The sequence below is a fragment of the Vibrio atlanticus genome (assembly GCF_024347315.1).
In the GTDB taxonomy this organism is placed as follows: domain Bacteria; phylum Pseudomonadota; class Gammaproteobacteria; order Enterobacterales; family Vibrionaceae; genus Vibrio; species Vibrio atlanticus.
Genome location: NZ_AP025460.1, coordinates 3,402,418 through 3,427,068 on the forward strand (window position 1 = coordinate 3,402,418; position 24,651 = coordinate 3,427,068).

Annotated in this window: 20 protein-coding genes, 5 tRNA genes and 3 rRNA genes; 8 read left to right on the forward strand and 20 right to left on the reverse strand. The window is 45.0% G+C overall.

The window, feature by feature from the left end; translation table 11 throughout:
* Positions 1–401 precede the first annotated feature (401 nt).
* From OCV30_RS15350 to OCV30_RS15365, 4 genes are all read right to left on the reverse strand, one after another.
* The gene (locus tag OCV30_RS15350; RefSeq protein ID WP_065679820.1) at positions 402–842 is read right to left on the reverse strand and encodes a DUF2787 family protein; all 441 of its coding nucleotides are present in this window, start codon (positions 840–842) and stop codon (positions 402–404) included.
* A 59-nt stretch (positions 843–901) separates the two neighbouring features.
* Positions 902–1,330, reverse strand: a complete 429-nt coding sequence (locus OCV30_RS15355; RefSeq protein ID WP_065679821.1) for a hypothetical protein — start codon at positions 1,328–1,330, stop codon at positions 902–904.
* A gap of 12 nt (positions 1,331–1,342) precedes the next feature.
* Positions 1,343–1,726: a hypothetical protein gene (locus tag OCV30_RS15360; protein ID WP_065679822.1), complete on the reverse strand. Its 384-nt coding sequence runs from the start codon at positions 1,724–1,726 to the stop codon at positions 1,343–1,345.
* An 83-nt stretch (positions 1,727–1,809) separates the two neighbouring features.
* Complete coding sequence (locus OCV30_RS15365) at positions 1,810–3,063, reverse strand: tyrosine-type recombinase/integrase (protein ID WP_065679823.1); 1,254 nt, start codon at positions 3,061–3,063, stop codon at positions 1,810–1,812.
* 155 nt (positions 3,064–3,218) lie between these two features.
* Between OCV30_RS15365 and OCV30_RS15370 the strand changes: the two genes are divergently transcribed.
* On the forward strand, positions 3,219–4,952 hold the full coding sequence (locus tag OCV30_RS15370; RefSeq protein ID WP_065679824.1) for a P-loop NTPase fold protein: 1,734 nt from the start codon (positions 3,219–3,221) through the stop codon (positions 4,950–4,952).
* A 423-nt stretch (positions 4,953–5,375) separates the two neighbouring features.
* A complete protein-coding gene (locus OCV30_RS15375) occupies positions 5,376–6,533 on the forward strand; it encodes a PIN domain-containing protein (protein WP_065679825.1) in 1,158 nt (385 codons plus the stop codon).
* 288 nt (positions 6,534–6,821) lie between these two features.
* Here OCV30_RS15375 and OCV30_RS15380 read toward each other — a convergent pair.
* The 8 genes from OCV30_RS15380 to OCV30_RS15415 form a co-directional block, all read right to left on the reverse strand.
* Positions 6,822–6,898, reverse strand: a tRNA-Trp gene (locus OCV30_RS15380).
* 60 nt (positions 6,899–6,958) lie between these two features.
* Positions 6,959–7,035: transfer RNA gene (locus tag OCV30_RS15385), tRNA-Asp, on the reverse strand.
* A 67-nt stretch (positions 7,036–7,102) separates the two neighbouring features.
* A 5S ribosomal RNA gene (gene rrf, locus OCV30_RS15390) occupies positions 7,103–7,218 on the reverse strand.
* Between the two features lie 93 nt (positions 7,219–7,311).
* A 23S ribosomal RNA gene (locus OCV30_RS15395) occupies positions 7,312–10,204 on the reverse strand.
* A 403-nt stretch (positions 10,205–10,607) separates the two neighbouring features.
* Positions 10,608–10,683, reverse strand: a tRNA-Val gene (locus tag OCV30_RS15400).
* A gap of 32 nt (positions 10,684–10,715) precedes the next feature.
* Positions 10,716–10,791, reverse strand: a tRNA-Lys gene (locus OCV30_RS15405).
* 2 nt (positions 10,792–10,793) lie between these two features.
* Positions 10,794–10,869: transfer RNA gene (locus OCV30_RS15410), tRNA-Glu, on the reverse strand.
* Positions 10,870–10,990: 121 nt separating this feature from the next.
* A 16S ribosomal RNA gene (locus OCV30_RS15415) occupies positions 10,991–12,545 on the reverse strand.
* The 16S, 23S and 5S rRNA genes sit together here with 5 tRNA genes alongside, the layout of an rRNA operon.
* Positions 12,546–13,144: 599 nt before the next feature.
* Between OCV30_RS15415 and OCV30_RS15420 the strand changes: the two genes are divergently transcribed.
* Positions 13,145–13,690, forward strand: a complete 546-nt coding sequence (locus OCV30_RS15420; RefSeq protein ID WP_065678338.1) for a gamma carbonic anhydrase family protein — start codon at positions 13,145–13,147, stop codon at positions 13,688–13,690.
* Here the strand turns inward: OCV30_RS15420 and OCV30_RS15425 are convergent.
* The 4 genes from OCV30_RS15425 to tsaC all read right to left on the reverse strand — a co-directional run bounded on the left by OCV30_RS15425 (position 13,687) and on the right by tsaC (position 16,376).
* Positions 13,687–13,956, reverse strand: coding sequence for a DUF1488 family protein (locus tag OCV30_RS15425; RefSeq protein ID WP_065678337.1), 270 nt, complete (start codon positions 13,954–13,956; stop codon positions 13,687–13,689). The genes OCV30_RS15420 and OCV30_RS15425 overlap by 4 nt on opposite strands.
* 17 nt (positions 13,957–13,973) lie before the next feature.
* The gene (aroE, locus tag OCV30_RS15430) at positions 13,974–14,804 is read right to left on the reverse strand and encodes a shikimate dehydrogenase (RefSeq protein ID WP_065678336.1); all 831 of its coding nucleotides are present in this window, start codon (positions 14,802–14,804) and stop codon (positions 13,974–13,976) included.
* A gap of 77 nt (positions 14,805–14,881) precedes the next feature.
* The gene (gene hemF, locus OCV30_RS15435) at positions 14,882–15,799 is read right to left on the reverse strand and encodes an oxygen-dependent coproporphyrinogen oxidase (RefSeq protein WP_065678335.1); all 918 of its coding nucleotides are present in this window, start codon (positions 15,797–15,799) and stop codon (positions 14,882–14,884) included.
* Between the two features lie 19 nt (positions 15,800–15,818).
* Positions 15,819–16,376: an L-threonylcarbamoyladenylate synthase type 1 TsaC gene (gene tsaC / locus OCV30_RS15440; RefSeq protein ID WP_004735778.1), complete on the reverse strand. Its 558-nt coding sequence runs from the start codon at positions 16,374–16,376 to the stop codon at positions 15,819–15,821.
* Between the two features lie 195 nt (positions 16,377–16,571).
* On the opposite strand from tsaC, the gene purE reads away from it, so the two are divergent.
* Together purE and OCV30_RS15450 are read left to right on the forward strand one after the other, a co-directional pair.
* Entirely contained in the window at positions 16,572–17,057 is a 486-nt protein-coding gene (gene purE, locus OCV30_RS15445; protein ID WP_065678334.1) for a 5-(carboxyamino)imidazole ribonucleotide mutase, read from the forward strand.
* Positions 17,058–17,062: 5 nt separating this feature from the next.
* Entirely contained in the window at positions 17,063–18,193 is a 1,131-nt protein-coding gene (locus OCV30_RS15450) for a 5-(carboxyamino)imidazole ribonucleotide synthase (RefSeq protein WP_065678333.1), read from the forward strand.
* Between the two features lie 68 nt (positions 18,194–18,261).
* Here OCV30_RS15450 and OCV30_RS15455 read toward each other — a convergent pair whose 3' ends face one another.
* From OCV30_RS15455 to OCV30_RS15470, 4 genes are read right to left on the reverse strand one after another with little or no spacing between them, the layout of a single operon-like run.
* The gene (locus OCV30_RS15455) at positions 18,262–18,831 is read right to left on the reverse strand and encodes a DNA topoisomerase family protein (protein WP_065678332.1); all 570 of its coding nucleotides are present in this window, start codon (positions 18,829–18,831) and stop codon (positions 18,262–18,264) included.
* A gap of 12 nt (positions 18,832–18,843) precedes the next feature.
* Positions 18,844–19,320, reverse strand: coding sequence for a DUF494 family protein (locus tag OCV30_RS15460; protein ID WP_009848094.1), 477 nt, complete (start codon positions 19,318–19,320; stop codon positions 18,844–18,846).
* Between the two features lie 3 nt (positions 19,321–19,323).
* Positions 19,324–20,436, reverse strand: coding sequence for a DNA-processing protein DprA (dprA, locus tag OCV30_RS15465; protein WP_065678331.1), 1,113 nt, complete (start codon positions 20,434–20,436; stop codon positions 19,324–19,326).
* The gene (locus OCV30_RS15470) at positions 20,433–21,524 is read right to left on the reverse strand and encodes a LysM peptidoglycan-binding domain-containing protein (RefSeq protein WP_065678330.1); all 1,092 of its coding nucleotides are present in this window, start codon (positions 21,522–21,524) and stop codon (positions 20,433–20,435) included. The genes dprA and OCV30_RS15470 overlap by 4 nt, the downstream gene beginning before the upstream one ends.
* 140 nt (positions 21,525–21,664) lie before the next feature.
* Between OCV30_RS15470 and def the strand changes: the two genes are divergently transcribed.
* From def to rsmB, 3 genes are all read left to right on the forward strand, one after another.
* The gene (gene def / locus OCV30_RS15475; protein ID WP_004735769.1) at positions 21,665–22,177 is read left to right on the forward strand and encodes a peptide deformylase; all 513 of its coding nucleotides are present in this window, start codon (positions 21,665–21,667) and stop codon (positions 22,175–22,177) included.
* A gap of 38 nt (positions 22,178–22,215) precedes the next feature.
* On the forward strand, positions 22,216–23,163 hold the full coding sequence (fmt, locus tag OCV30_RS15480; protein ID WP_065678329.1) for a methionyl-tRNA formyltransferase: 948 nt from the start codon (positions 22,216–22,218) through the stop codon (positions 23,161–23,163).
* Between the two features lie 119 nt (positions 23,164–23,282).
* A complete protein-coding gene (rsmB, locus tag OCV30_RS15485; RefSeq protein WP_017077320.1) occupies positions 23,283–24,563 on the forward strand; it encodes a 16S rRNA (cytosine(967)-C(5))-methyltransferase RsmB in 1,281 nt (426 codons plus the stop codon).
* Positions 24,564–24,651: the final 88 nt, after the last annotated feature.

Sequence of the window (24,651 nt, forward strand, 5' to 3'; positions counted from 1 at the left end):
TAAGGGAAGACTCAAAACGATGCTGTTTTTTAGCGAAGGTAACTAAACAGATAAATAACCTGCCACCTGGCTGGGTACTATTAATGACTTATCTATCAGTAAGTTCATGACTCAGGCACCAATAAGATCTCACCAAATCATTATCCGCTAGATAAATTTTTTCCAAATTAGCACCACGAAATTCACTCCCATTGCCACTGACGCAATGGGTGTTTCTATTACTCCATAAACCTTCCAACACGGTGCAACGGATGTACAATCCTTGAGTTAGGTTTATCAATTAAGTGCTAATACCCCATCACACATTCACCAGCATGAACTGATGAACAGGACAAAACCACAGAGCATTTTTCCTTTACGCACTCCGGTCAAGTTCCTGTTCATCACAACACTAATAAGCGCTATACATCTTCCGCCATTACCTTAATCTCCTCGAAGCAGTCCATTGATAGATACGACAGAAAATTACTTTCCCACATCGAATAGAACTCAGCGACACTGGATTCAATAATGGGAACTTCTCCCATGTAACGGATGTAAGCCACACCATGACCAAAATCAAAGTCGATTTCTTTCTCAAGTTCAGGCATCAATCCGCAGTAGCTAAAATCAGTGATGTAATCAAAAACCCATTGGTCATTAAGCCTAGTGATACGGATCTCCACAGGGTGGTATCCTCCATCCTCAATTGAGTAAGCTCTATTTCTAACATTTATCGTTATTACTTGAGTTGAGGACGAAACCTTTCCAGACTCGTTACAAATCCGGTTTAAAGCATTTTGAAGGTCTATGCTAATAGGCAGCACGAATCGCTCAACATCAAATTGAAGAGTTAAGTTCATATAAATTCTCATTGTAATAATTAAGTAAACCGCCTCAGGACGAGGCTAGGTATAAAGGATTAATCAGGGTTAGAGGCTAGTGCTCGAAGCTCTGTTTTCACCACTTCATAGCGTTCAGACACCTGATGTAAGAACACATTATCGGGTACAGGATCAAGGATAGAGATAGTTCGCAGGATAGCCGCTAAGAACCCACTTGAATTACTACTTCCACCTGTTATTACTGGCTTCAACGCTGTCGACTTGAGGGTTTTACCTACTTGATCATCGAGCAGTGCAAAGATAGCTTCAAGGCGTACCCAGCTGTTCGAGAACAATCCTGACGACGAGTTTTTAGAAACACGTATATAGAACTCCTGATCATCTTCTTTGTAGGCAATCTGGTACTCTAGAAAGCTCTCAGACTTAGGACTAAGCTTTGGACTCTGCCCTTCTTTAACAATGGTGAACAGATCAACCTCGTTCTCCTTTTCAACTTTTTGGCTCATACAAATTCCTCCTTATTCAGCCAATTCGATGAGCATTTTCATCGCTTGGGTAGTATTACTCGTGGAACCCATAACAAAACTCCCACTTCCATCGTCAGCATGGACACAGCACGCAAAGACATAGGGTTCAGTCTCGTCTGGTAGCAAAATGACAAACTCAGGGTTTTCTATCGCATAAGACAGAATGACCTCGGTATCTTCATCTACGTCAGCTAAGTCTTGATCAGTATCACCTCGCTCAATCAAGATCAGGCAGGTGGAAACTTCCTCCCAAAATTTCTCAGCCTCATCACGATCACCAGACCAAGGAAGCAATAGTTGATGCATCAATTGCTCTTTAATCGGTAAAGGCAACTCCAACTGTTCAGCATCAATAAGGCTTTTCACGACTTTCATTGAATCTCTCCATCTAAATTCCAGATACAAAAAAGCCCCTGAATAGAACTAACTATTCAGGGGCTATCGACTAAATCTTAATATTAATTTTCAAATGACTTAGGTTCGGGTAGAACTAGATTCTCACTAGCTCTTTCAACCATATCAGACAGGGCATTCGCTCCACGCTCTAGTGCTGACCTATCAAAGTGCCTATAATGCAAGGTGCTTGAAATATCGCTATGGTTAAGAAAACGCTGTACTGATGTAGCATCTAGACCGCTATGATTCAGAAGGTTGGAGCAGGCAGAATGTCTACTGGTATGGAACACAACCCCGTCAGGATCAATCCCCGCCCTCTCTAGTATCAACTTCAAAGCTTTACGTGGTGGTGAGATATGTGTCCCTTCACGACTACCAGGAAATATATAGAGATTCCCCGGTTGCTTTAAGTCCCTAAGCTCATAGAGCAACTCTAACATCAGGTCAGATAGATAAATTTGATGCGATTTCTTGTTCTTAGTGGTTTTAATAAATAACGTTCGATTATCAAAGTCAACGTCCTGCCATTGTCTCTCAAGTAGCTCAGAAATTCTGCATCCTGTTACCCACAGAAGCGCTATCAGATTCCCCTTCACCTTACAGTAATAAGTTCGAGCAACCTTTATCAGTAAAGCCGTTTCTTCAATATTTAAGAATCGCTCCCTTGCTCCCGTTTCAGGTAACAAACTAACTTTCGTAGCGTGATTAGGTAGATCAAAAACCTTAGCTGATAGAGAACAAAGCCCCTTAACGAGCGCAATGACCCTGTTGTTAGTCGCTACGGAATAAGGTTTACCTTTGTAAGTCTCAGTGGCTAGGTGGGACTGAAGCTTCATGATTGCGTGTGTAGAAAGCCTGTCCATCTGATATTTGTAGATTGGTTTACACCGCAAGAAGCGTGTTTCATCGTCTCTCCATGACTTTTTACGCGTCTTTGCCCACGGTAGATAAGTTTCGTGGAAGAAGGTGAAAACATCAGGCATCACAACAGCAGAGCGAGAGTCTCGTTCAATCTTTGGATCAATACCCTCAGCGATTTGTACCTTGAGCTTACGCGCTTTAGCTCTTGCTTCTTCTACCGATAAATCCGGCCACCTAGCAATAGTGATGCTTGATTTCTTCCGGCTCACTGGTGATACATAACGTAGGTGGAAGCGTCGATTTTGAGTACGTCCAACGAGCACCTTCAAACCAATTACACTGTTATCTCCTCCACCGTCAGACCACTCCAAATCGTTAGAGCGAGAATCAGTACTGGGACCAGATAAGGTTTTCATTATCGAATTGGTCAGGTTGATTGTTCTATTAAGCGTCATGACAAAATACTCCTATTTCTATCAGTCACTTAATTTTTATATATGTCTGAAGGGGAGTAATGTTACTAGAGTGTGATAGATACTCACATGTCTGTCTTTACTTGAAATCAGTAACTTGCTCTAATTAGTTATTAAATTACAAATGGTTATCGTTAATGAATCAACTGTCCGAAGTAATAGTATCCCTGTTAAATGACCATTCATTCCCTTCCATGGTACGCCTTGATGGACAATGGGGAGTAGGTAAAACCTATTTCGTCGAAAATAATTTACGCCCTTATTTAGAGAAAAAACACCGAAAGACTGTTTTCTTCTCTCTAACGGGCATTAATGACCTAGACGACTTCAGAGATAAACTAATATCAAGCGTCTTTTTTTCAGAGAAAGTTGATGAAAGCCTGATGAAAGGAATAGCCAGCAGTGCGTTAACAGCTTTAGACAAAGCTAGTGAGAACGGAGGGCTTATTTCATCCATCCTAAAAGGTTCCGCAGGAGTAGCCAAACATACTTTGCTGAATAAAGTTAGCAATGTTGTTGTGATCTTAGATGATTTAGAAAGAGTGAACGATTCCAAACTCGAAGGGGCTATTGTGGGTGAATGCCTACAACTGATCAACGATAATGACTTAGAGTTCATATTCATCATGAACTCTGAGAAATCATCAATTGACGGTGGGATGTTAGAAAAGGCATTTTCAGATCGAGTCTACTTTAAAAGACCTCTTTCAGATGTTGTAGAGATCGCGTTCGGTCATCATGAGTACTTTACTGACTACGGCTCCAACCTGTTAGAGCTAATCGAGAAGTATAAATTCTCCAACCTCAGAGTATTAAAAAGGGCTAGCAACCGACTAAAAAACGTCTTTGATATAGTTAAAGGGGAAGATGAGCTTGATTTAAAGTCTAGCATGGAGATTTTAGGGGCTCAGGTTATAACTATTTGCTACCTATATTACTCGTGTGGAAAAACTGCCGACGAGATCAGCTTCGGATTAGATTATACGAAAAATATTCGCTTACCTGACAACGTACCTGACAACGATACTGAAGACGAGTTCAAACCCTTTAGAACTATGTATACCCCGACTATCGAACTCATTGAATATTGCTGTGGTAAACGACACTTAGTTCCTGATATCGACGCTATCGGACATGTACTTTCAAAGCCCTGCCCTATTGATAGGTTTATGTTTGAAAGACCATACCAATTAGATGAATCAACATTCTTAGATTTACTACAACAAACTGAAACCTATATCTTTCACCAAAAAAGTGTGTCACTTGTTAAGTGGTTCCAAGCGTGTGAAAACTACAGATACTTATTGGAAAATGGCTTTATCAGTGACGATGTTAAACAGTTTCTTGAACAAGTCGAAAAACTTGCCGATCAGAAACTCTTTGACGGCACTGAGCTCAGCAGAAGAACTCATAACTTAAACTTGTCAACAGAACTAATAGAAAATTTATTCGAGTATCATAAGACTCGCTGGTTAGCTTCAAACAGCGAAGTTTTAAATAACTCACTTTATACGAGAACCAAAGAATCCTGGGCTAACGTCGATTCAGAGTTTTACAACAAACATCGTTCAGGCCCCTTTATCAAGCTGTTTTCTACAGGTCAATGGATCGAAGCTATAGATAATTGGTCAACTAAAGATATAGGGTTATTTTCGAACTACCTATTTGAAGCATACAGACCAGTCAACATAGCCAGTTTCTTCCGAGAAGATATAAATACAATGAAGAAGCTAACAGAGAAATTATCAAATCAGATCGAGCAAATGGATGCAGGATTATCGAAGGGAAGCCGGATTCTTGTTATCAAGGCTCTAAAATACGGTTTAACCAAAATGTCAGAGAGTGAGGAAACTTCTGTAACTAAAAGTTGAACACGGTGGTCTGCTAATTTCATCAGGATTTATGGATATTGTGAGGCTCTGGGATAAATATCAGAAGCCGTCTTTAGCAATAGTATATTGCCGTCATTCTCGTTTTGCTCAGCGTTGCAATCTCACTTCTAATCATCACCACAGCATGAATAAACGAACATCGGCAACACTCCTACATTGCTATAACTAGGTGTGAGATTTAACGATGAGCAGAGAACTGACAAGTCTTAGATATCCTTTCCACTTACGATATCTGAAAATTTTCACAGCCTCTTACGTGTGTTCATTTGAGCCACTATCAAGGTATTTCATAGTTAGCACACTCGATACAGATCACATAAAAAAGCTTTAAAACCAGTAAGCTAGATAAGTAAAATAAACTTTAAATATCGTAATTCATTAAACCATTCTGGGGAAGGCAAGATGCCTAAAGTAGTCTTAGATACTAATATTCTACGTGAAAATGCTATCGACAAGAGTGATATGGCGATGCTCGCTCGCTTGGCTAGAGAAAGCGCTTTAGAGGTGTATATACCCAACATAGTTAAGCGAGAATACCTAAGTCAGCAATACCTTGACCTATCAGAGCACTGTCAAAAAATATCTAGTTCACTACAAGCTATTCGCAAGAAAATGAGTAACTCGCATCCCAACCATCAATATGTAGAAGGGATGAGTAATCAATTAAAGCAGTTAAGAGAGGGGCTTGAGTCGCCTATTTATGACAGTTTTTCTGACTGGATGAAAGATAACTGTATCGAGGAGATCGCTTTTATACCTGTTGATATCGTTTCTATTGTTGATGAATATTTTTCAGGCGGTGGTGTCTTTAAAAAAGCGAAACACCGAGACGATTTTCCCGATGCTATGATATCGAAGGGGATTCTTACCTTAGCCGCCAGTGGCCCCGTCATAGTTCTTTGCAAGGATGGCAACTTCCATGAAAAGTTATCTAAATATGAAAATGTTACCGCTATAAAAACCTTACGTGAATTTTTAGACACTCCAGACATAACAGATATTCTCGAAGAGCTTGACAAGAAAACAGAGAAGATCGAACTGATTAAGAACGTATTAGCTTCAGGTGATTCACAAGAGATGCTTGAGAAGTTTCTTCTATCCGAAGGAGCAAGTATTGAGGATATTTATCTAACTGGTGATGAGCTTTCTGGTACAGAGTACCTACTGCTGGAAAGCTCCTACAATGAAGATATACAGTATATCGATGTGTCTTCAATCCATAACATAGCGTTAGGTGACATCAGATATATCAATGATGATATGTATAGTGTTGATGTTCAATTTGAAGCCAAAGCCTCAGTTAATTACGCTGCATATTATGGAGACTTTATTTCTCTAGATGATAAGAGTCAGGAACAGATTGAAATCGATAGTATGAATGGTGATGGTTATTGTGATTGTTCGGAGTTTAAGGTTGTAATATTTTTGGGAGCTATCGAAATATATTTAGACTCTGATTTAACTCCAGAGAATCTTACTGTCCACATGCAGTACTTTAGTGCGGACAATACAAACGTATCAGGTGTTATTGAAGTGAAGAGCGCTACTATTTTGGAATGACCGGATATAGACCATACCAGTCGCGAATTTCTATGAAAGGTGTTCGTTGGCAATATTCACTCTAGGTAGTTGCAAAGGCGATTCATAGCTGTATAGCTCACCACGAGGTTGAAACTGAAAGTACAGGATATGTACCGGAAGTGTTTTAGAGAGGCTTTATGAACGTTTATGATGAGCTTTTGATGGGGTTGATAGGTAGGAGATCTGAAAATCTCAATTTTTTATAATACTTGATGGCAAAAAGCCTCAACCGAAGTTGAGGCTTTTCATATCCCCTAAGGGAAGATGTGGCAGGGGTGGAGAGATTCGAACTCCCAACACGCGGATTTGGAATCCGCTGCTCTGCCAATTGGAGCTACACCCCTAAAAATTTTTACTACTTCAGATTCGAAAAAACCTCGCACTAGGCGAGGTTATCGAATAAGTGGCGGAGTGGACGGGACTCGAACCCGCGACCCCCGGCGTGACAGGCCGGTATTCTAACCAACTGAACTACCACTCCGCAGTGGTCAACTCACTAAGTGAGCGTCCATATCTCCAGGTCGGTCAACCTAAAGATTTAATTTAAAGCCTGGCGATGTCCTACTCTCACATGGGGAAGCCCCACACTACCATCGGCGCTATTGTGTTTCACTTCTGAGTTCGGCATGGAATCAGGTGGGTCCACAATGCTATGGTCGCCAAGCAAATTTTAAAATTCGGAAAGCTGTTAAATTCTCATCAAACTCATTCAAGCGTTTGGTATTTCTTTGAGTCCACAAAACCCCTTGGGTGTTGTATGGTTAAGCCTCACGGGCAATTAGTACAGGTTAGCTCAATGCCTCGCAGCACTTACACACCCTGCCTATCAACGTCGTAGTCTACGACAACCCTTTAGGACGCTTATAGCGTCAGGGAAAACTCATCTCAAGGCTCGCTTCCCGCTTAGATGCTTTCAGCGGTTATCGATTCCGAACTTAGCTACCGGGCAATGCCATTGGCATGACAACCCGAACACCAGAGGTTCGTCCACTCCGGTCCTCTCGTACTAGGAGCAGCCCCTTTCAATTTTCCAACGCCCACGGCAGATAGGGACCGAACTGTCTCACGACGTTCTAAACCCAGCTCGCGTACCACTTTAAATGGCGAACAGCCATACCCTTGGGACCGACTTCAGCCCCAGGATGTGATGAGCCGACATCGAGGTGCCAAACACCGCCGTCGATATGAACTCTTGGGCGGTATCAGCCTGTTATCCCCGGAGTACCTTTTATCCGTTGAGCGATGGCCCTTCCATTCAGAACCACCGGATCACTATGACCTGCTTTCGCACCTGCTCGAATTGTCATTCTCGCAGTCAAGCGGGCTTATGCCATTGCACTAACCACACGATGTCCAACCGTGTTTAGCCCACCTTCGTGCTCCTCCGTTACTCTTTGGGAGGAGACCGCCCCAGTCAAACTACCCACCAGGCACTGTCCGTAATCCCGATTCAGGGACCAACGTTAGAACATCAAAACTACAAGGGTGGTATTTCAAGGACGACTCCACCACATCTAGCGACGCGGTTTCAAAGTCTCCCACCTATCCTACACATGTAGGTTCAATGTTCAGTGCCAAGCTGTAGTAAAGGTTCACGGGGTCTTTCCGTCTAGCCGCGGGTACACTGCATCTTCACAGCGATTTCAATTTCACTGAGTCTCGGGTGGAGACAGCGTGGCCATCATTACGCCATTCGTGCAGGTCGGAACTTACCCGACAAGGAATTTCGCTACCTTAGGACCGTTATAGTTACGGCCGCCGTTTACCGGGGCTTCGATCAAGAGCTTCGACCGAAGTCTAACCCCATCAATTAACCTTCCGGCACCGGGCAGGCGTCACACCGTATACGTCATCTTACGATTTTGCACAGTGCTGTGTTTTTAATAAACAGTTGCAGCCACCTGGTATCTGCGACTCTCGTCTGCTCCATCCGCAAGGGACTTCACTGATAAGAGCGTACCTTCTCCCGAAGTTACGGTACCATTTTGCCTAGTTCCTTCACCCGAGTTCTCTCAAGCGCCTTGGTATTCTCTACCCGACCACCTGTGTCGGTTTGGGGTACGATTCCTTACAATCTGAAGCTTAGAGGCTTTTCCTGGAAGCATGGCATCAATGACTTCACTACCGTAGTAGCTCGACATCGTATCTCAGCGTTAAGAAAGTCCGGATTTACCTAAACTTTCCGCCTACGTACTTGAACCTGGACAACCGTCGCCAGGCCCACCTAGCCTTCTCCGTCCCCCCATCGCAATTGTAAGAAGTACGGGAATATTAACCCGTTTCCCATCGACTACGCCTTTCGGCCTCGCCTTAGGAGTCGACTTACCCTGCCCCGATTAACGTTGGACAGGAACCCTTGGTCTTCCGGCGAGGGAGTTTTTCACTCCCTTTATCGTTACTCATGTCAGCATTCGCACTTCTGATACCTCCAGCAGCCCTTACAGACCACCTTCAACGGCTTACAGAACGCTCCCCTACCCCACATACCCTAAGGTACGTAGCCGCAGCTTCGGTGTATAGCTTAGCCCCGTTACATCTTCCGCGCAGGCCGACTCGACCAGTGAGCTATTACGCTTTCTTTAAATGATGGCTGCTTCTAAGCCAACATCCTGGCTGTCTGAGCCTTCCCACATCGTTTCCCACTTAGCTATACTTTGGGACCTTAGCTGGCGGTCTGGGTTGTTTCCCTCTCCACGACGGACGTTAGCACCCGCCGTGTGTCTCCCGGATAGTACTTACTGGTATTCGGAGTTTGCAAAGGGTTGGTAAGTCGGGATGACCCCCTAGCCTTAACAGTGCTCTACCCCCAGTAGTATTCGTCCGAGGCGCTACCTAAATAGCTTTCGGGGAGAACCAGCTATCTCCAGGTTTGATTGGCCTTTCACCCCTAGCCACAAGTCATCCGCTAATTTTTCAACATTAGTCGGTTCGGTCCTCCAGTTGATGTTACTCAACCTTCAACCTGCCCATGGCTAGATCACCTGGTTTCGGGTCTAATCCTAGCAACTGTACGCCCAGTTAAGACTCGGTTTCCCTACGGCTCCCCTAAACGGTTAACCTTGCTACTAAAATTAAGTCGCTGACCCATTATACAAAAGGTACGCAGTCACACCACGAAGGTGCTCCTACTGCTTGTACGTACACGGTTTCAGGTTCTATTTCACTCCCCTCACAGGGGTTCTTTTCGCCTTTCCCTCACGGTACTGGTTCACTATCGGTCAGTCAGTAGTATTTAGCCTTGGAGGATGGTCCCCCCATATTCAGACAGGATATCACGTGTCCCGCCCTACTCGTTTTCACTGATTATGATGTGTCGGTTACGGGGCTATCACCCTTTATTGCGAGACTTTCCAGACTCTTCACCTGCATCATTAAAAGCTTAAGGGCTAATCCAATTTCGCTCGCCGCTACTTTCGGAATCTCGGTTGATTTCTCTTCCTCGGGGTACTTAGATGTTTCAGTTCCCCCGGTTTGCCTCCTGTTGCTATGTATTCACAACAGGATACTTGCTTATGCAAGTGGGTTTCCCCATTCAGGAATCCCAGACTCAAAAGGTTATTACTACCTAATCTGGGCTTATCGCAAGTTATTACGCCTTTCATCGCCTCTGACTGCCAAGGCATCCACCGTGTACGCTTAGTCACTTAACCATACAACCCGAAAGGGTCTCTGTTTTACTTTCGCTTTTGAAAAGCGAAAACAAACTAGTATGGCAACTAACCAAGGTTTTTGGTTGTCATCAAGAAGGGTTAATTCCTGATAACTGTTTGCCGGACTCAATTGTGAATCAAACTAAGTTTGATTCGAATACAAGACACTTGAATGTGTTTGTTGTGTTTACCTAATGAAAGATAAACATTGAGAACTTTTAAATTTGATTGAATTACTCGTAAGTAAATCAATCAGTCAGCTTTCCAAATTGTTAAAGAGCATGAGACTTTAAGAACCAGTGTTCTAAAATTCACATTTTCTAAAGACTCTCAGGGTCAAACACACCAACCAACGACAAAAGAAGTGGTTTGGATATGACTATAACCAAGAATATTTAGAGAATGGTGGGCGATACCGGGCTCGAACCAGTGACCCCCTGCTTGTAAGGCAGGTGCTCTCCCAACTGAGCTAATCGCCCACGATAGTTTTAATTCCTTCGCGGAGAAAGAATGGTGGGTCGTGCAGGATTCGAACCTGCGACCAATTGATTAAAAGTCAACTGCTCTACCAACTGAGCTAACGACCCAATGGTATCCCGTAGGGGAGTCGAACCCCTGTTACCGCCGTGAAAGGGCGGTGTCCTAGGCCTCTAGACGAACGGGACACTGCAATTCATCTCTACTTTAAAAGTAGAAACAAACTTCGAAGAACTTGGGAGTTCTTCATCTCTTTGCTTTTCTAAACCTAATCAATCTGTGTGGACACTCATCGTAAGTATCTTCGTATAAGGAGGTGATCCAGCCCCAGGTTCCCCTAGGGCTACCTTGTTACGACTTCACCCCAGTCATGAACCACAAAGTGGTGAGCGTCCTCCTCGAAAGGTTAAACTACCCACTTCTTTTGCAGCCCACTCCCATGGTGTGACGGGCGGTGTGTACAAGGCCCGGGAACGTATTCACCGTGACATTCTGATTCACGATTACTAGCGATTCCGACTTCATGGAGTCGAGTTGCAGACTCCAATCCGGACTACGACGCACTTTTTGGGATTCGCTCACTATCGCTAGCTTGCTGCCCTCTGTATGCGCCATTGTAGCACGTGTGTAGCCCTACTCGTAAGGGCCATGATGACTTGACGTCGTCCCCACCTTCCTCCGGTTTATCACCGGCAGTCTCCCTGGAGTTCCCGACATTACTCGCTGGCAAACAAGGATAAGGGTTGCGCTCGTTGCGGGACTTAACCCAACATTTCACAACACGAGCTGACGACAGCCATGCAGCACCTGTCTCAGAGCTCCCGAAGGCACACCTGCGTCTCCGCTGGCTTCTCTGGATGTCAAGAGTAGGTAAGGTTCTTCGCGTTGCATCGAATTAAACCACATGCTCCACCGCTTGTGCGGGCCCCCGTCAATTCATTTGAGTTTTAATCTTGCGACCGTACTCCCCAGGCGGTCTACTTAACGCGTTAGCTCCGAAAGCCACGGCTCAAGGCCACAACCTCCAAGTAGACATCGTTTACGGCGTGGACTACCAGGGTATCTAATCCTGTTTGCTCCCCACGCTTTCGCATCTGAGTGTCAGTGTCTGTCCAGGGGGCCGCCTTCGCCACTGGTATTCCTTCAGATCTCTACGCATTTCACCGCTACACCTGAAATTCTACCCCCCTCTACAGCACTCTAGTTCACCAGTTTCAAATGCAGTTCCGAGGTTGAGCCCCGGGCTTTCACATCTGACTTAATGAACCACCTGCATGCGCTTTACGCCCAGTAATTCCGATTAACGCTCGCACCCTCCGTATTACCGCGGCTGCTGGCACGGAGTTAGCCGGTGCTTCTTCTGTTGCTAACGTCAAGATGTGCAGCTATTAACTACACACCCTTCCTCACAACTGAAAGTACTTTACAACCCGAAGGCCTTCTTCATACACGCGGCATGGCTGCATCAGGCTTTCGCCCATTGTGCAATATTCCCCACTGCTGCCTCCCGTAGGAGTCTGGACCGTGTCTCAGTTCCAGTGTGGCTGATCATCCTCTCAGACCAGCTAGGGATCGTCGCCTTGGTGAGCCATTACCTCACCAACTAGCTAATCCCACCTAGGCATATCTTGACGCGAGAGGCCCGAAGGTCCCCCTCTTTGGCCCGTAGGCATTATGCGGTATTAGCCATCGTTTCCAATGGTTATCCCCCACATCAAGGCAATTTCCTAGGCATTACTCACCCGTCCGCCGCTCGACGCCCATTAACGCACCCGAAGGATTGTTAGTGTCGTTTCCGCTCGACTTGCATGTGTTAGGCCTGCCGCCAGCGTTCAATCTGAGCCATGATCAAACTCTTCAATTTAAGATTTTGTGACTCAACGAATACTGACTTCAAAACTAATATTCATTCGCTCTTTCGAAAAAGATTGATGAACATGTAATTCTAAAGCTATTACCATTCCAACAGAATGGTAATGAATTGACTGTGCCGAATAACTACAAGTAGTTAAACGTATTGGTCACTCAGTTCATTGAAATCAATTTTGATTCCGAAGAATCTGTTTTATCTAACGATAAAACGTTTTGATATTCATCAACGAGTGCCCACACAGATTGATAGGTTTAAATTGTTAAAGAGCTTTTCCTTTTTGAGCTTCGCTCAAACCGGACGGCCATTTTAGCGATTTAAGTTTTAGTGTCAACCACTATTTTCAAAACTTTTTTCAAGCGCTTAGCTTGGCTAATTTGACCTGCTGATTCGTTTTCGCTTTTGAAACCTAAGCTTCGAAGCCATCCCGTGTCAGCGAGGTGGCATTATAGAGATTTCGATCACACTGGCAAGCCCTTTTTGAAGTTTTTCTTACTTTCTTGATTGTTCGAGCGTTTTTTGTTCAAAACACCCCATTTTCACTAGTATTCCCCTTAATTAAGGGCTTAATGTGCCTATATAAAGGAGGATTTATGAGTTCAAAACGCAGTTATAAAGGAATATCCCCTCAGATTGGACAAGGTGTCTATATAGATACAAGTTCTGTACTGGTTGGTGATATCAAAATCGGTGACGACTCTAGTGTGTGGCCTTTAGTTGCAGCTCGAGGAGATGTGAACCACATTCATATTGGAGATAGAACAAATATCCAAGACGGCAGCGTTTTGCACGTCACCCATAAGAATGCAGAAAACCCTGAGGGTTATCCTCTACTAATAGGCAATGATGTCACTATCGGTCATAAAGTAATGCTGCATGGCTGCACCATTGAAGATCGTGTACTTGTTGGTATGGGAGCTATCGTGCTTGATGGCGTGGTTATTAAAGAAGATGTGATGATTGGCGCTGGTAGCTTGGTTCCGCCTAATAAGGTACTTGAAAGCGGTTATCTCTATGTAGGAAGCCCAGTAAAACAAGCACGCCCATTAAATGATAAAGAGCGTGCCTTTTTACAGAAGTCAGCTGACAACTATGTTCAGAATAAAAACGACTATTTAGATTCTGTGTTGCCAGTCTAAAGCACTTTGATCTGAATCCGATTAGAGGAGTCATACTCCTCTTCTTCTATTAACCCTTCAGCTAGCTCTTCAATATCAAAACGTAACTCTGAAAAGATAACTAAAGCTTGATCGCCTTCTTCTATATCTTTACCTGCCAATCGAGACAGTTCTTCAATAGACATAACACACTCAATCAGTGCGCCAGACTGCTGTGCTGGGAAGATGATTGATTGACTTTCTTCATCCCAATCTTGGATATCAGGAAATAGAATTGATTGATTCATTTTTTATAAATACCTCATTACATCTCTAGGTTTTTACGTAGTTCTCTTAAAATCTGTTTTGTTCCCGGACGAAGGCCACGCCATAGCATAAAGCTCTCTGCAGCCTGCCCCACTAGCATGCCTAAACCATCATAAGCAGCGTGAACACCATTATCTAATGCCCACTGATTGAATACCGTGTTGCCCGATCCGTAAACCATGTCATAAACGGCACTATTAGAATTGAAGATAATCTCAGAAACTTCAGGAAGCTGACCACTTAGGCCAGACGAGGTCGAGTTAATAATGACATCAAACCCTTCATTAACATCGCTTAACCCCATTCCTTTGATGTTTCCATGTGAAGAAAACATCTCGGCCAGAAGTTCAGCCTTTGAACTGGTTCGATTAGCGACTACCAACTGGTGTGGCTTTTGGTCGAGAAGAGGTTGAATTACTCCTCGAGCAGCACCACCAGCGCCAAGCAGAAGAACGCGAGCCCCTTCGAGCATAACTTGATGTTGAAGAAGGTCTTGAACTAAACCCTCACCATCGGTGTTATCACCAATGATTTCTCCGTCATCTAATTTCTTAAGGGTATTTACGGCACCTGCTAGTTCAGCTCTTTCAGTCAGGCGATTAGCGAACTGATAAGCATCTTCTTTAAATGGCGCTGTGACATTACACCCTCTACCACCTTCACTAAAAAAAGCTTGAGCAGCAATGATGAATTCACCTTGTTCTGGCTGGAGTGCTGTATAGGTAAGTTGTTGGCTGGTTTGGCGAGCAAATAATGTATGAATGAATGGCGATTTGCTTTGCCCAATAGGATTACCGAAAACGGCATAACGATCTACTTGCTGTGTCATATCCTTACCTAACAGAAATAATAAAAAGGGTCATCTATATAGATGACCCTATCACTATCCCTATAAGGAAGGAAGAACTACCAAACTCGAGGTTTGAGGTAGTCACTATAAAGAAGAGCTTCTGGTGAACCCGCTTGTGGTTCGTAGCGGTATTCCCAACGAGCCAACGGCGGCATAGACATCAATATAGACTCTGTGCGACCACCACTTTGCAGACCAAACAGGGTGCCACGGTCGTAAACTAGGTTAAATTCAACATAGCGACCACGACGATAAAGTTGGAAGTCACGCTCGCGCTCACCGTAAGACGTCTGTTTGCGTCGTTCTACAATTGGTAGATAGGCGGCTGCAAAGCCTTCACCGACAGCCTGCATATAAGCAAAGCTCTTATCGAAACCCCACTCATTCAGATCATCAAAGAACAGACCACCAACACCGCGTGTTTCGTCTCGGTGAGGCAGATAGAAGTATTTATCACACCACTCTTTATGTTCTTGGTAAACGTCCTCACCAAATGGTGCGCACAGATCTTTAGCGGTTTGATGCCAAGACTGGCAATCTTCATCAAAAGGATAGAATGGTGTTAAATCAAAACCACCACCAAACCACCAAATTGGGTCTTCACCTTCTTTTTCCGCAATAAAGAATCGAACGTTCGCGTGTGAGGTTGGGATGTATGGGTTTTTAGGGTGGATTACTAATGAAACGCCCATAGCTTCAAACTTACGTCCGGCTAATTCAGGGCGGTGAGCGGTTGCTGAAGCTGGCATTGCCTTACCTGCAACGTGAGAAAAGTTAACACCACCTTGCTCAAAGACCGCACCGTTGGTCATCACGCGAGTTCGACCACCGCCACCAAGGCGTTCGCCAGGTTCACGCTCCCAAGCATCTTCTTCAAACAGTGCTGTGCCATCAGCTTGCTCAAGCTGTTGGCAAATCGAATCTTGTAGGCTCAGTAAAAACTGTTTTACTGCTTCTTTATCAATTGCTGACATCTATCTTCCTTTGCAGGGTTTAACCCTGTCTTAATATTTTCGACGTTTTTGCATCTCTAATTTCGCTTGGCTTCTCACGACCACCCGTTTGACCTTCGAGAATAGCCACCAAATGTTGACCCAGTTGCTGTTGAACTTCTTCAGTCGTCATACAAGGCGGTTCACCTGTCAGGTTAGCACTGGTCGAGGTTAACGGCTTACCGAATTCATTACACATTCTTTGAACCAAAGGGTGATCAGTCACTCGCACCGCGATGGATTCAAATTGGCCACTGACCCAGTCAGTTACTTTACTGCTGGTTGGCATTATCCAAGTCACAGGCCCCGGCCATGTTGCTTTTACGGTCGCTAACTGTGCTTCCGTCAACTGGCTTTCGTCAATATAGGGCAGCAACTGCTCGTAACTCGCAGCAATTAGGATCAACCCTTTCTCCATCGGCCGCTGTTTTAAATCGAGCAATTTCTTAATGGCTTGTGGATTATCGGGATCACAACCGACCCCAAAAACGCCTTCTGTCGGGTAAGCAATGACTTCACCTTGTTGTAATGCCTGCAAAGTATGTTGAAAGTTATCCAAGGGTTGCCTCATTAATTCTGTTATCGAACTCACTAAGTGTACAAATTATCATTCACTGTGACTAAAGCTATTTGTTTATAAAATGTATCAATTAACAACTTAGACTGACGCAAACGTTTTCCTTAAGCAATTTTACCCGTATAATGCGCGCAAAATATCTAATCACTAATTAAATCGTACCTGAAGGAGTTTGAGATGACTGTCGGTATTATCATGGGTTCTAAATCTGATTGGCCAACAATGAAGCTAGCTGCAGAAATGTTGGATCAGTTTGGCGTGGCGTACGAAACAAAAGTGGTTTCTGCTCACCGCACACCTCAGTTGCTTGCTGACTACGCAACCAGTGCGAAAGAGCGCGGTATTAAAGTGATTATTGCTGGTGCTGGCGGTGCTGCGCATCTTCCGGGCATGGCTGCAGCTTTCACAAGCGTACCTGTTTTAGGTGTTCCTGTTCAGTCTAAAGCACTGAAAGGCATGGACTCACTGCTTTCTATCGTACAAATGCCAAAAGGCATTGCGGTAGGTACTTTGGCTATCGGTGAAGCTGGTGCCGCTAACGCTGGTATCCTAGCAGCTCAAATCATTGGTACTCACAATGAAAAAGTAATGGCAAAAGTAGAAGCGTTCCGCTCTGAGCAAACAGAAACGGTTCTTGCTAATCCAAACCCTGCAGAGGACTAATTCCCATGCATGTTCTTGTGTTAGGCGCGGGCCAACTTGCTCGCATGATGTCCCTAGCTGGGGCACCGCTGAATATTGAAATTTCTGCTTTTGATGTTGGCAGCAAAAATATTGTTCATCCATTAACGCAAGCGATTCTAGGCAACGGCTTAGACAATGCGATTGAGCATGCGGACGTCATCACTGCCGAGTTCGAACATATCCCTCATGATGTTCTTGAGGTGTGTGAGCGCAGCGGTAAGTTCTTACCGACAACAGAAGCAATCAAAGCCGGCGGTGACCGTCGTCTTGAAAAAGCCCTGTTAGACGAAGCAAACGTGAAAAATGCTAAGTACTACGTGATTAACTCTCGCGAAGACTTTGACGCTGCGATTGCTCACGTAGGCTTGCCAATGGTCTTGAAGAGCACACTTGGCGGCTACGATGGCAAAGGCCAGTGGCGCTTAAAGACATTAGATAATGTTGAGTCAACTTGGACAGAAATGGCTGAGTGCATTGCAGCAACAGACAACCAAGCGATTGTGGCTGAAGAGTTCGTTCCGTTTGACCGCGAAGTATCACTGGTTGGTGCTCGTGGCGCCAATGGCGAGATCCAAGTGTACCCACTGGCTGAAAATGTTCACACCGACGGCGTGTTGAGCTTATCTACAGCGATTGATGACATTGAACTGCAAGAGCAAGCGAAAAACATGTTCACAGCCATTGCTGAGCGCTTAGATTACGTTGGTGTGCTAGCACTTGAGTTCTTTGATGTTCAAGGTTCACTGCTTGTTAATGAGATCGCACCACGCGTTCATAACTCTGGCCACTGGACACAGCAAGGCGCTGAAACTTGTCAGTTTGAGAACCACCTACGTGCTGTATGTGGTATGCCGCTAGGCAGTACTAAACTGATTCGCCCAACCGCAATGATCAACATTCTTGGTGAAGATACCCTACCTGAGGCTATTCTGGCTCAAGGTGGCTGTCATGTTCATTGGTATGGCAAAGAGAAGCGTGCAGGTCGTAAGATGGGCCACATTAACGTGAGCGCTGACTACAACGCAGAGCTGCAAAGAGCGTTATGCTCACTGGCAGACATTCTCGACAAACAAGCCTATCCTGCTGTGCATGAGTTTGCTGAGCAGATGAAGTAAACCTACATTGTGGATTTGATATAAAAATGGCGCTCAGTGAGCGCCGTTTTTTTGTCTATAACATCAGGTTATTGAGATTGAATGTGGTGACACTTGCGGTCTGCACATTGCTTCTTAGCGCCACTGGCTGTTTTCTTCTCAAGTAACAATGGGAACTGGCACTCTTCACAACGACCGATAACTGGTGGTTGGTTAACTGCGAACTTACACTTAGGGTAGTTATCACAAGCATAGAAGGTTTTGCCATAGCGAGATTTACGCTCAACCAAATGGCCTCTGCCACACTCCGGACAAGCAACAAGTGGCTGCTCTTCAGCTTGTTCTTTTGGTTGGTCCAAAGATTCGATGTGATTACATGTTGGGTAGCTACTACAACCAATGAACATCCCAAAGCGGCCTTGCCTTAATACCAATTCGTTTTGGCATTTAGGACACGGCACACCCAGCTCTTTCACCACGTGTCCATCGTTTTGATGCAACGGCTTGATGTAATCACAGCTCGGATACTGCTTACAGCCTAAAAATGGGCCGTGCTTGCCATGGCGAAGCTGAAGCTCTCCACCACACTGTGGACATGGTTCATGCTCTAGTGCATGTTCATGTGCTGAAAAAAGCTGATTATCAATCTTACTACTCATGACAAGCCTGTATTAATGCAAGATACCTTGCTCTTTGGTGTACAACAGCTCTTCCATTTGCGTGTAAGCACTTTCATTACCCGGTACATTAAATAGCACCATTAAGATAATCCATTTCAGATCATCCAATTCAAATTCGTTGGTCTCAAGTCCCATCACACGATCAATCACCATTTCACGAATCTCTGTCGTGAGTACGTTGATCTGTTCAAGGAACAGTAAGAAACCTCGACACTCCATATTAATACGTGAAATCTCTCGACTGGTATAAATACGCATCGAGGTATTGGAACACACACTAATCGCCGCTTGGTTCTCGGTATCTTGCAATGCAGCAAGATCTTCTAACCAATGGAGGGCCTTATAAATATCATCTTGGTGAAACCCTGCTCGAAGAAGTTCATCTTCCAGCTCATCTTGATCCACCTGCAATTCAGAATCGCTATGGATGTAGGTTTCAAACAAGTACATCAGTATGTCCATCATCATAGCTTAGCCTCTCCCCTTTCGAATATAGCCACCGGAAACTGCAACAACATGCCCTGAGAGCTCAAGCTCTAAAAGCTGCATCATGACCTCATGCACAGGTATATGGGTTCTCTGTGCCAAAATATCAACGGGTGTCGCCTCTAATCCTACGTTAGCTAACAGCTGTGGAAATGGCAATTGTTCATTTTCCCCCATACTGGGCGTAGGTTCGAACAAGCTAGGCTGCTGATCTATAGACCAGTCTAACAGACTCTTTATTTCGATCAGAACATCTTGTGCACTCTGTACCAAGCATGCTCCAGCTTTGATTAAGCTATTACCTCCGCGGCTGGTTGGGTTATGAATAGAGCCAGGAAGCGCAAACACCTCTCGGCCTTGCTCCATGGCATAGCGAGCTGTAATCAAAGAGCCACTCTTCTCAGCCGCTTCAACGACCAAGGTTCCGAGCGATAACCCACTTATAATACGGTTACGCCGAGGGAAATGTTCAGGTCGTGGTTTTGCGTTTGGGCGAAACTCTGAAATCAGCGCCCCATTTTCACAGATTCTATCGGCTAATTTTCTGTGCCGCGCTGGGTAAATGGAATCCAAACCTGAACCTAAAACCGCGAAAGTCTCTCCTCCTTTATCTAGAGCACCATCATGAGCGTAACCGTCAATGCCCAACGCTAAGCCACTGGTGACAATCAAACCGTTTTGGACGAACTCTTTGGCGAAGGACTTCGCTGTCTGCAGCCCTTCGATGCTGGCATTACGACTGCCGACCATTGCGATTTGAGGCTCAATCAGTTTTTCAACGTGACCTTTAACGAAAAGCACGCTCGGCGCGGAGGCGGTCTCATTCAGTAGTTTGGGATAATGCGAGCAATTCGGGGTAATGATGTGATGGTTGGGTTGTCTTGCTTGCCACTCTAGGCAAGCCTCCACTTCTCTTGGGGCTTGATCTCTTAGATAGGCAATTTGCTTGGCAGACAAACCAAGCGCTTGCAGTTGCTGACTTGAGTAACCAACAATATTCAAAGGGGAATCAATACTCAGCAGTCGAGAAAGGCGCTTGCCACCTAATTGCGGAACAAAACTTAGAGTTAACCAAGCACTCAGTTGTTGCTCATTCACTCGGTGCCCTTAGCTTCTTCCTTCAAAGCCAGATCCAAAGGCGATACCGCCAGAATATCATTACTAACCGGTTTTGAACTCTGAGTGATCAACGCCAAGCTAAAATACTCATAAGGACGAATGACCATCAAACTACCAAGTGAGGTACTTGGCAGCTGCACCTTATCGCTCGCCGCAGACTCTTTGTAGCTGTATTCACCTTGCTTACCAAACACCACAGCGCCGCTTTCACTGAGCGTAAACATAGAGCCTTGGCGAAGATTGTCCTGTGAGCCTTTATTAATAACGACCACTTGATTCTTTGCACTATATTGGCTGCCATCTAATGAACCCAAGATATTAGCAAACTGCCCCGCAGCACTAGGCGCTGGATAAAATGTGGTTGAGAGCTTCACCTGATCAACGCCAAGTTCTGGTAACACGAGGTCATTAAGTAACACCTCTTGCAGTTGAGTCTCTATCTGTAAACTACTGAACTCAGCATCCACCTCTTTCAAGCGCGCCGTGGCGACCAAACGCAAAGAGGTAATACTCGCTTGAGGTTGTTGCCTTTGATAAGTCTCGACGGCACGGTAGATACCCCATTTTTGATGCTGCTGGTTTCCCGAAATAAACAAACGGTCTTCACCCGATAAGAAGCGTTTGCCATCACTGGTCCCTAACACTCGTTGCGCTGACTGGATATCTTGCTGCTCAACCAAGCGATCAGATTGTAGATACGGCAAAACAAGCCCTTCATTCACGGTAGGTACCGCTTTCTTCTCTGATACACGAATCTTAGGGCTTAGCTTGATGACGGGTTTGAGGCTCAACACAGGCTCGCCATTAATCCAAACCAGAGACAATTTATCTCCGGGGTAAATCAGGTGAGGGTTTTCTATTTCAGGGTTTACCTGCCATAGCCTTGGCCACAACCAAGGGCTATCGAGATACATCGCGGAAATATCCCATAAGGTATCCCCCTTAACCACCACATAGGCCTGAGGTGCATCTTGTTTAATGGTTAAAGGTTGCTCATTATTTTCAGCCGTAACGGCGAACGAAAACGAGGCACAAATAAGAGAAAAAGTGGGAGAAAAATGACGCATGACCTAGGTTCCTTGGTCTGAATATATGACATCTGATTAGAGAATTACCTTCAGGATGCTGTCATTTGACCTCTAAAATGTCTAGAATTGAGCCAACAAGGTTTAAGCTGTTTCGGCACAGTTCAATATTTCGAGTGTATATGTCTGTATTACAAGTATTAACATTACCAGATGATCGTCTACGTACCGTGGCGAAACCGGTAAAAGAAGTTACCCCAGAGATTCAAAAGTTCGTTGATGACATGATTGAAACCATGTACGACGAAGAAGGTATCGGCCTTGCTGCAACGCAAGTAGATTTCCACCAGCGCATCGTTGTTATCGATATTTCAGAAACACGTGACGAGCCTATGGTTCTGATCAACCCTGAAATTACCGACAAACGTGGCGAAGATGGTATCGAAGAAGGCTGTCTATCTGTACCAGGCGCTCGAGCTCTAGTACCTCGCGCTGCAGAAGTAACGGTTAAAGCATTAGACCGTGAAGGCAACGAATTCACATTCGACGCTGACGACCTTCTGGCTATCTGTGTTCAGCACGAACTTGACCACCTAGAAGGCAAGTTGTTTGTTGATTACCTATCGCCACTAAAGCGCAAACGTATTCAAGATAAGCTAGCGAAGATTAAACGTTTCAACGAGAAACAAGGTTAATAACCGCTGCTATTACTAAATTAAGAAGGAAGTCTACCTTGGGTCAATCTTTAAGAATTGTCTTCGCAGGTACTCCGGATTTCGCCGCCCGTCACTTGGCGGCGTTGTTGTCTTCGGAGCATGAAGTTATTGCTGTTTACACACAGCCAGATCGTCCAGCAGGCCGCGGTAAAAAACTGACTGCGAGCCCAGTAAAAAACATCGCACTTAAAAACAATATTCCGGTTTACCAACCAGAAAACTTCAAGTCAGATGAAGCTAAGCAAGAGCTAGCAGATTTGAATGCTGACATCATGGTTGTTGTCGCTTACGGCTTGCTTCTTCCACAAGCTGTATTAGATACGCCTCGCTTGGGTTGTATCAACGTACATGGCTCTATCCTACCGCGCTGGCGTGGTGCTGCTCCGATTCAACGCTCTATCTGGGCGGGTGATAAAGAGACTGGCGTAACGATCATGCAGATGGATATCGGCCTAGATACTGGCGACATGCTAAGTATCGCGACGCTGCCTATCGAAGCGACAGATACTAGCGCATCGATGTACGAGAAGTTAGCGGGCCTTGGCCCTGATGCGCTTGTTGAATGTCTAGCGGACATCGCTTCTGGCAAAGCAGTTGCAGAAAAGCAAGACGATGAGCTTGCGAACTACGCGAAGAAGCTAAGCAAAGAAGAAGCGCGTATCAACTGGAGTGATGAAGCTGCGCATATTGAGCGCTGCGTTCGTGCCTTCAACCCATGGCCAATGAGCCACTTTGAAGCTGCAGAGAACAGCATTAAAGTATGGCAAAGCCGTGTGGCAGAGCAAACTTCTGATAAGCCTGCAGGTACTATTCTGCAAGCGGATAAAACTGGTATCTATGTAGCGACAGGACAAGGCGTACTTGTTCTCGAACAACTGCAAGTTCCAGGTAAAAAAGCTATGTCAGTTCAAGACATCTTGAACTCACGTGCAAGCTGGTTTGAAGTTGGTACTCAACTTTCTTAACCGCTTTAAAGCTACTCAATATGCACTTAAAAATGTGTAGCTTGTAAAAACACAGTTTAGAAAACCTTTACGAGGGCAGAGATGCCCTCATGTATTCAAATAAATATTCGGTACCCCTCATGAATGTTCGCGCTGCTGCTGCAAATGTCCTATTCCAAGTTGTCGATAAAGGCCACTCTCTTTCACACGCTCTCCCTGCGGCTCAAAAAACGATCCGTCCGCGAGACCATGCTCTACTGCAAGAGATTTGCTACGGCGCACTTCGTTACCTGCCTCGCTTAGAGTCAATCGCTAACGAACTGATGGAAAACTCGCTTAAAGGTAAAAAGCGCGTCTTCCATCACCTGATCTTAGTAGGCATTTATCAGTTGGGCTTTATGCGAATTCCTTCGCATGCCGCCGTTGCTGAAACAGTTGAAGCAACCAAAACACTGCGTGGCCCAAGCCTCAGTGGTTTGATCAATGCCGTACTTCGCAGCTATCTGCGCGATCAAGAAGAACTAGACGAGAAAGCCGTTAGCCACAATGCGGGTAAATACAGCCATCCAAGCTGGATTCTAAAAATGCTTCAAGAGAGCTATCCAGATCAGTGGGAGCAATTGGTTGAAGCAAACAATAACAAGGCACCAATGTGGCTGCGCGTAAACCGCCAACACCACACTCGTGACGAGTATGTTGAACTACTTAAAAACGAAAACATTGAATACACACTGCACCCTGAAGCAGCTGATGCCATAAAATTAGCCTCACCTTGTGACGTTACTTTGCTTCCTGGCTTCGACAGAGGCTGGGTATCTGTGCAAGATGCTGCAGCTCAGCTTTCCGTTGATTTCCTAACACCAAAAGATGGTGAGCTAATCCTAGATTGCTGCGCAGCACCTGGTGGTAAAACTGCACACATTCTTGAACATACTCAAGACACTGAAGTGGTTGCAATCGACAGTGATATTAAACGCCTAGACCGCGTTTACGATAACCTTGAACGCCTACAACTACGTGCCGACGTAATCTGTGGTGATGCTCGCTACCCTGAAGAGTGGTGGACAGGCAGCCAGTTCGACCGCATCTTACTTGATGCTCCATGTTCAGCGACCGGTGTAATTCGCCGTCACCCTGATATTAAGTGGCTACGTCGTGCATCGGATATTGATGCACTAGCCGAGCTACAAAGCGAAATCTTGGATGCAATGTGGCGCCAGCTAAAAGAAGGCGGCACCATGGTTTATGCGACATGCTCTATCACGCCGCAAGAAAACGTGCTGCAAGTGAAAGCCTTCTTAGAGCGTACCGAGAACGCAACGCTGGTTGGGTCTGATATCGAAAAACCGGGTCGTCAAATACTGCCTGGTGAAGAAGATATGGATGGCTTCTACTACGCAGTTCTAGTAAAACAGGCATAACAACTAACAGCGGCTAAGAATTTATTTCTTAGCCGCTGTTTCTTTCTAGTGCATTATCAAAGCAAAATGAGATCACTAGAATTACAAC

Bases quoted from the DNA above. Each gene is read 5' to 3' on its own strand.
- OCV30_RS15355 (WP_065679821.1), bottom strand. From the start codon at position 1,330: ATGAGCCAAAAAGTTGAAAAGGAGAACGAGGTTGATCTGTTCACCATT.
- OCV30_RS15460 (WP_009848094.1), bottom strand. From the start codon at position 19,320: ATGATGATGGACATACTGATGTACTTGTTTGAAACCTACATCCATAGC.
- OCV30_RS15365 (WP_065679823.1), bottom strand. From the start codon at position 3,063: ATGACGCTTAATAGAACAATCAACCTGACCAATTCGATAATGAAAACC.
- aroE (WP_065678336.1), bottom strand. From the start codon at position 14,804: ATGACACAGCAAGTAGATCGTTATGCCGTTTTCGGTAATCCTATTGGG.
- def (WP_004735769.1), top strand. From the start codon at position 21,665: ATGTCTGTATTACAAGTATTAACATTACCAGATGATCGTCTACGTACC.
- OCV30_RS15360 (WP_065679822.1), bottom strand. From the start codon at position 1,726: ATGAAAGTCGTGAAAAGCCTTATTGATGCTGAACAGTTGGAGTTGCCT.
- OCV30_RS15370 (WP_065679824.1), top strand. From the start codon at position 3,219: ATGAATCAACTGTCCGAAGTAATAGTATCCCTGTTAAATGACCATTCA.
- OCV30_RS15450 (WP_065678333.1), top strand. From the start codon at position 17,063: ATGCATGTTCTTGTGTTAGGCGCGGGCCAACTTGCTCGCATGATGTCC.
- purE (WP_065678334.1), top strand. From the start codon at position 16,572: ATGACTGTCGGTATTATCATGGGTTCTAAATCTGATTGGCCAACAATG.
- OCV30_RS15420 (WP_065678338.1), top strand. From the start codon at position 13,145: ATGAGTTCAAAACGCAGTTATAAAGGAATATCCCCTCAGATTGGACAA.
- OCV30_RS15350 (WP_065679820.1), bottom strand. From the start codon at position 842: ATGAACTTAACTCTTCAATTTGATGTTGAGCGATTCGTGCTGCCTATT.
- rsmB (WP_017077320.1), top strand. From the start codon at position 23,283: ATGAATGTTCGCGCTGCTGCTGCAAATGTCCTATTCCAAGTTGTCGAT.
- OCV30_RS15425 (WP_065678337.1), bottom strand. From the start codon at position 13,956: ATGAATCAATCAATTCTATTTCCTGATATCCAAGATTGGGATGAAGAA.
- OCV30_RS15375 (WP_065679825.1), top strand. From the start codon at position 5,376: ATGCCTAAAGTAGTCTTAGATACTAATATTCTACGTGAAAATGCTATC.
- hemF (WP_065678335.1), bottom strand. From the start codon at position 15,799: ATGTCAGCAATTGATAAAGAAGCAGTAAAACAGTTTTTACTGAGCCTA.
- OCV30_RS15455 (WP_065678332.1), bottom strand. From the start codon at position 18,831: ATGAGTAGTAAGATTGATAATCAGCTTTTTTCAGCACATGAACATGCA.
- OCV30_RS15470 (WP_065678330.1), bottom strand. From the start codon at position 21,524: ATGCGTCATTTTTCTCCCACTTTTTCTCTTATTTGTGCCTCGTTTTCG.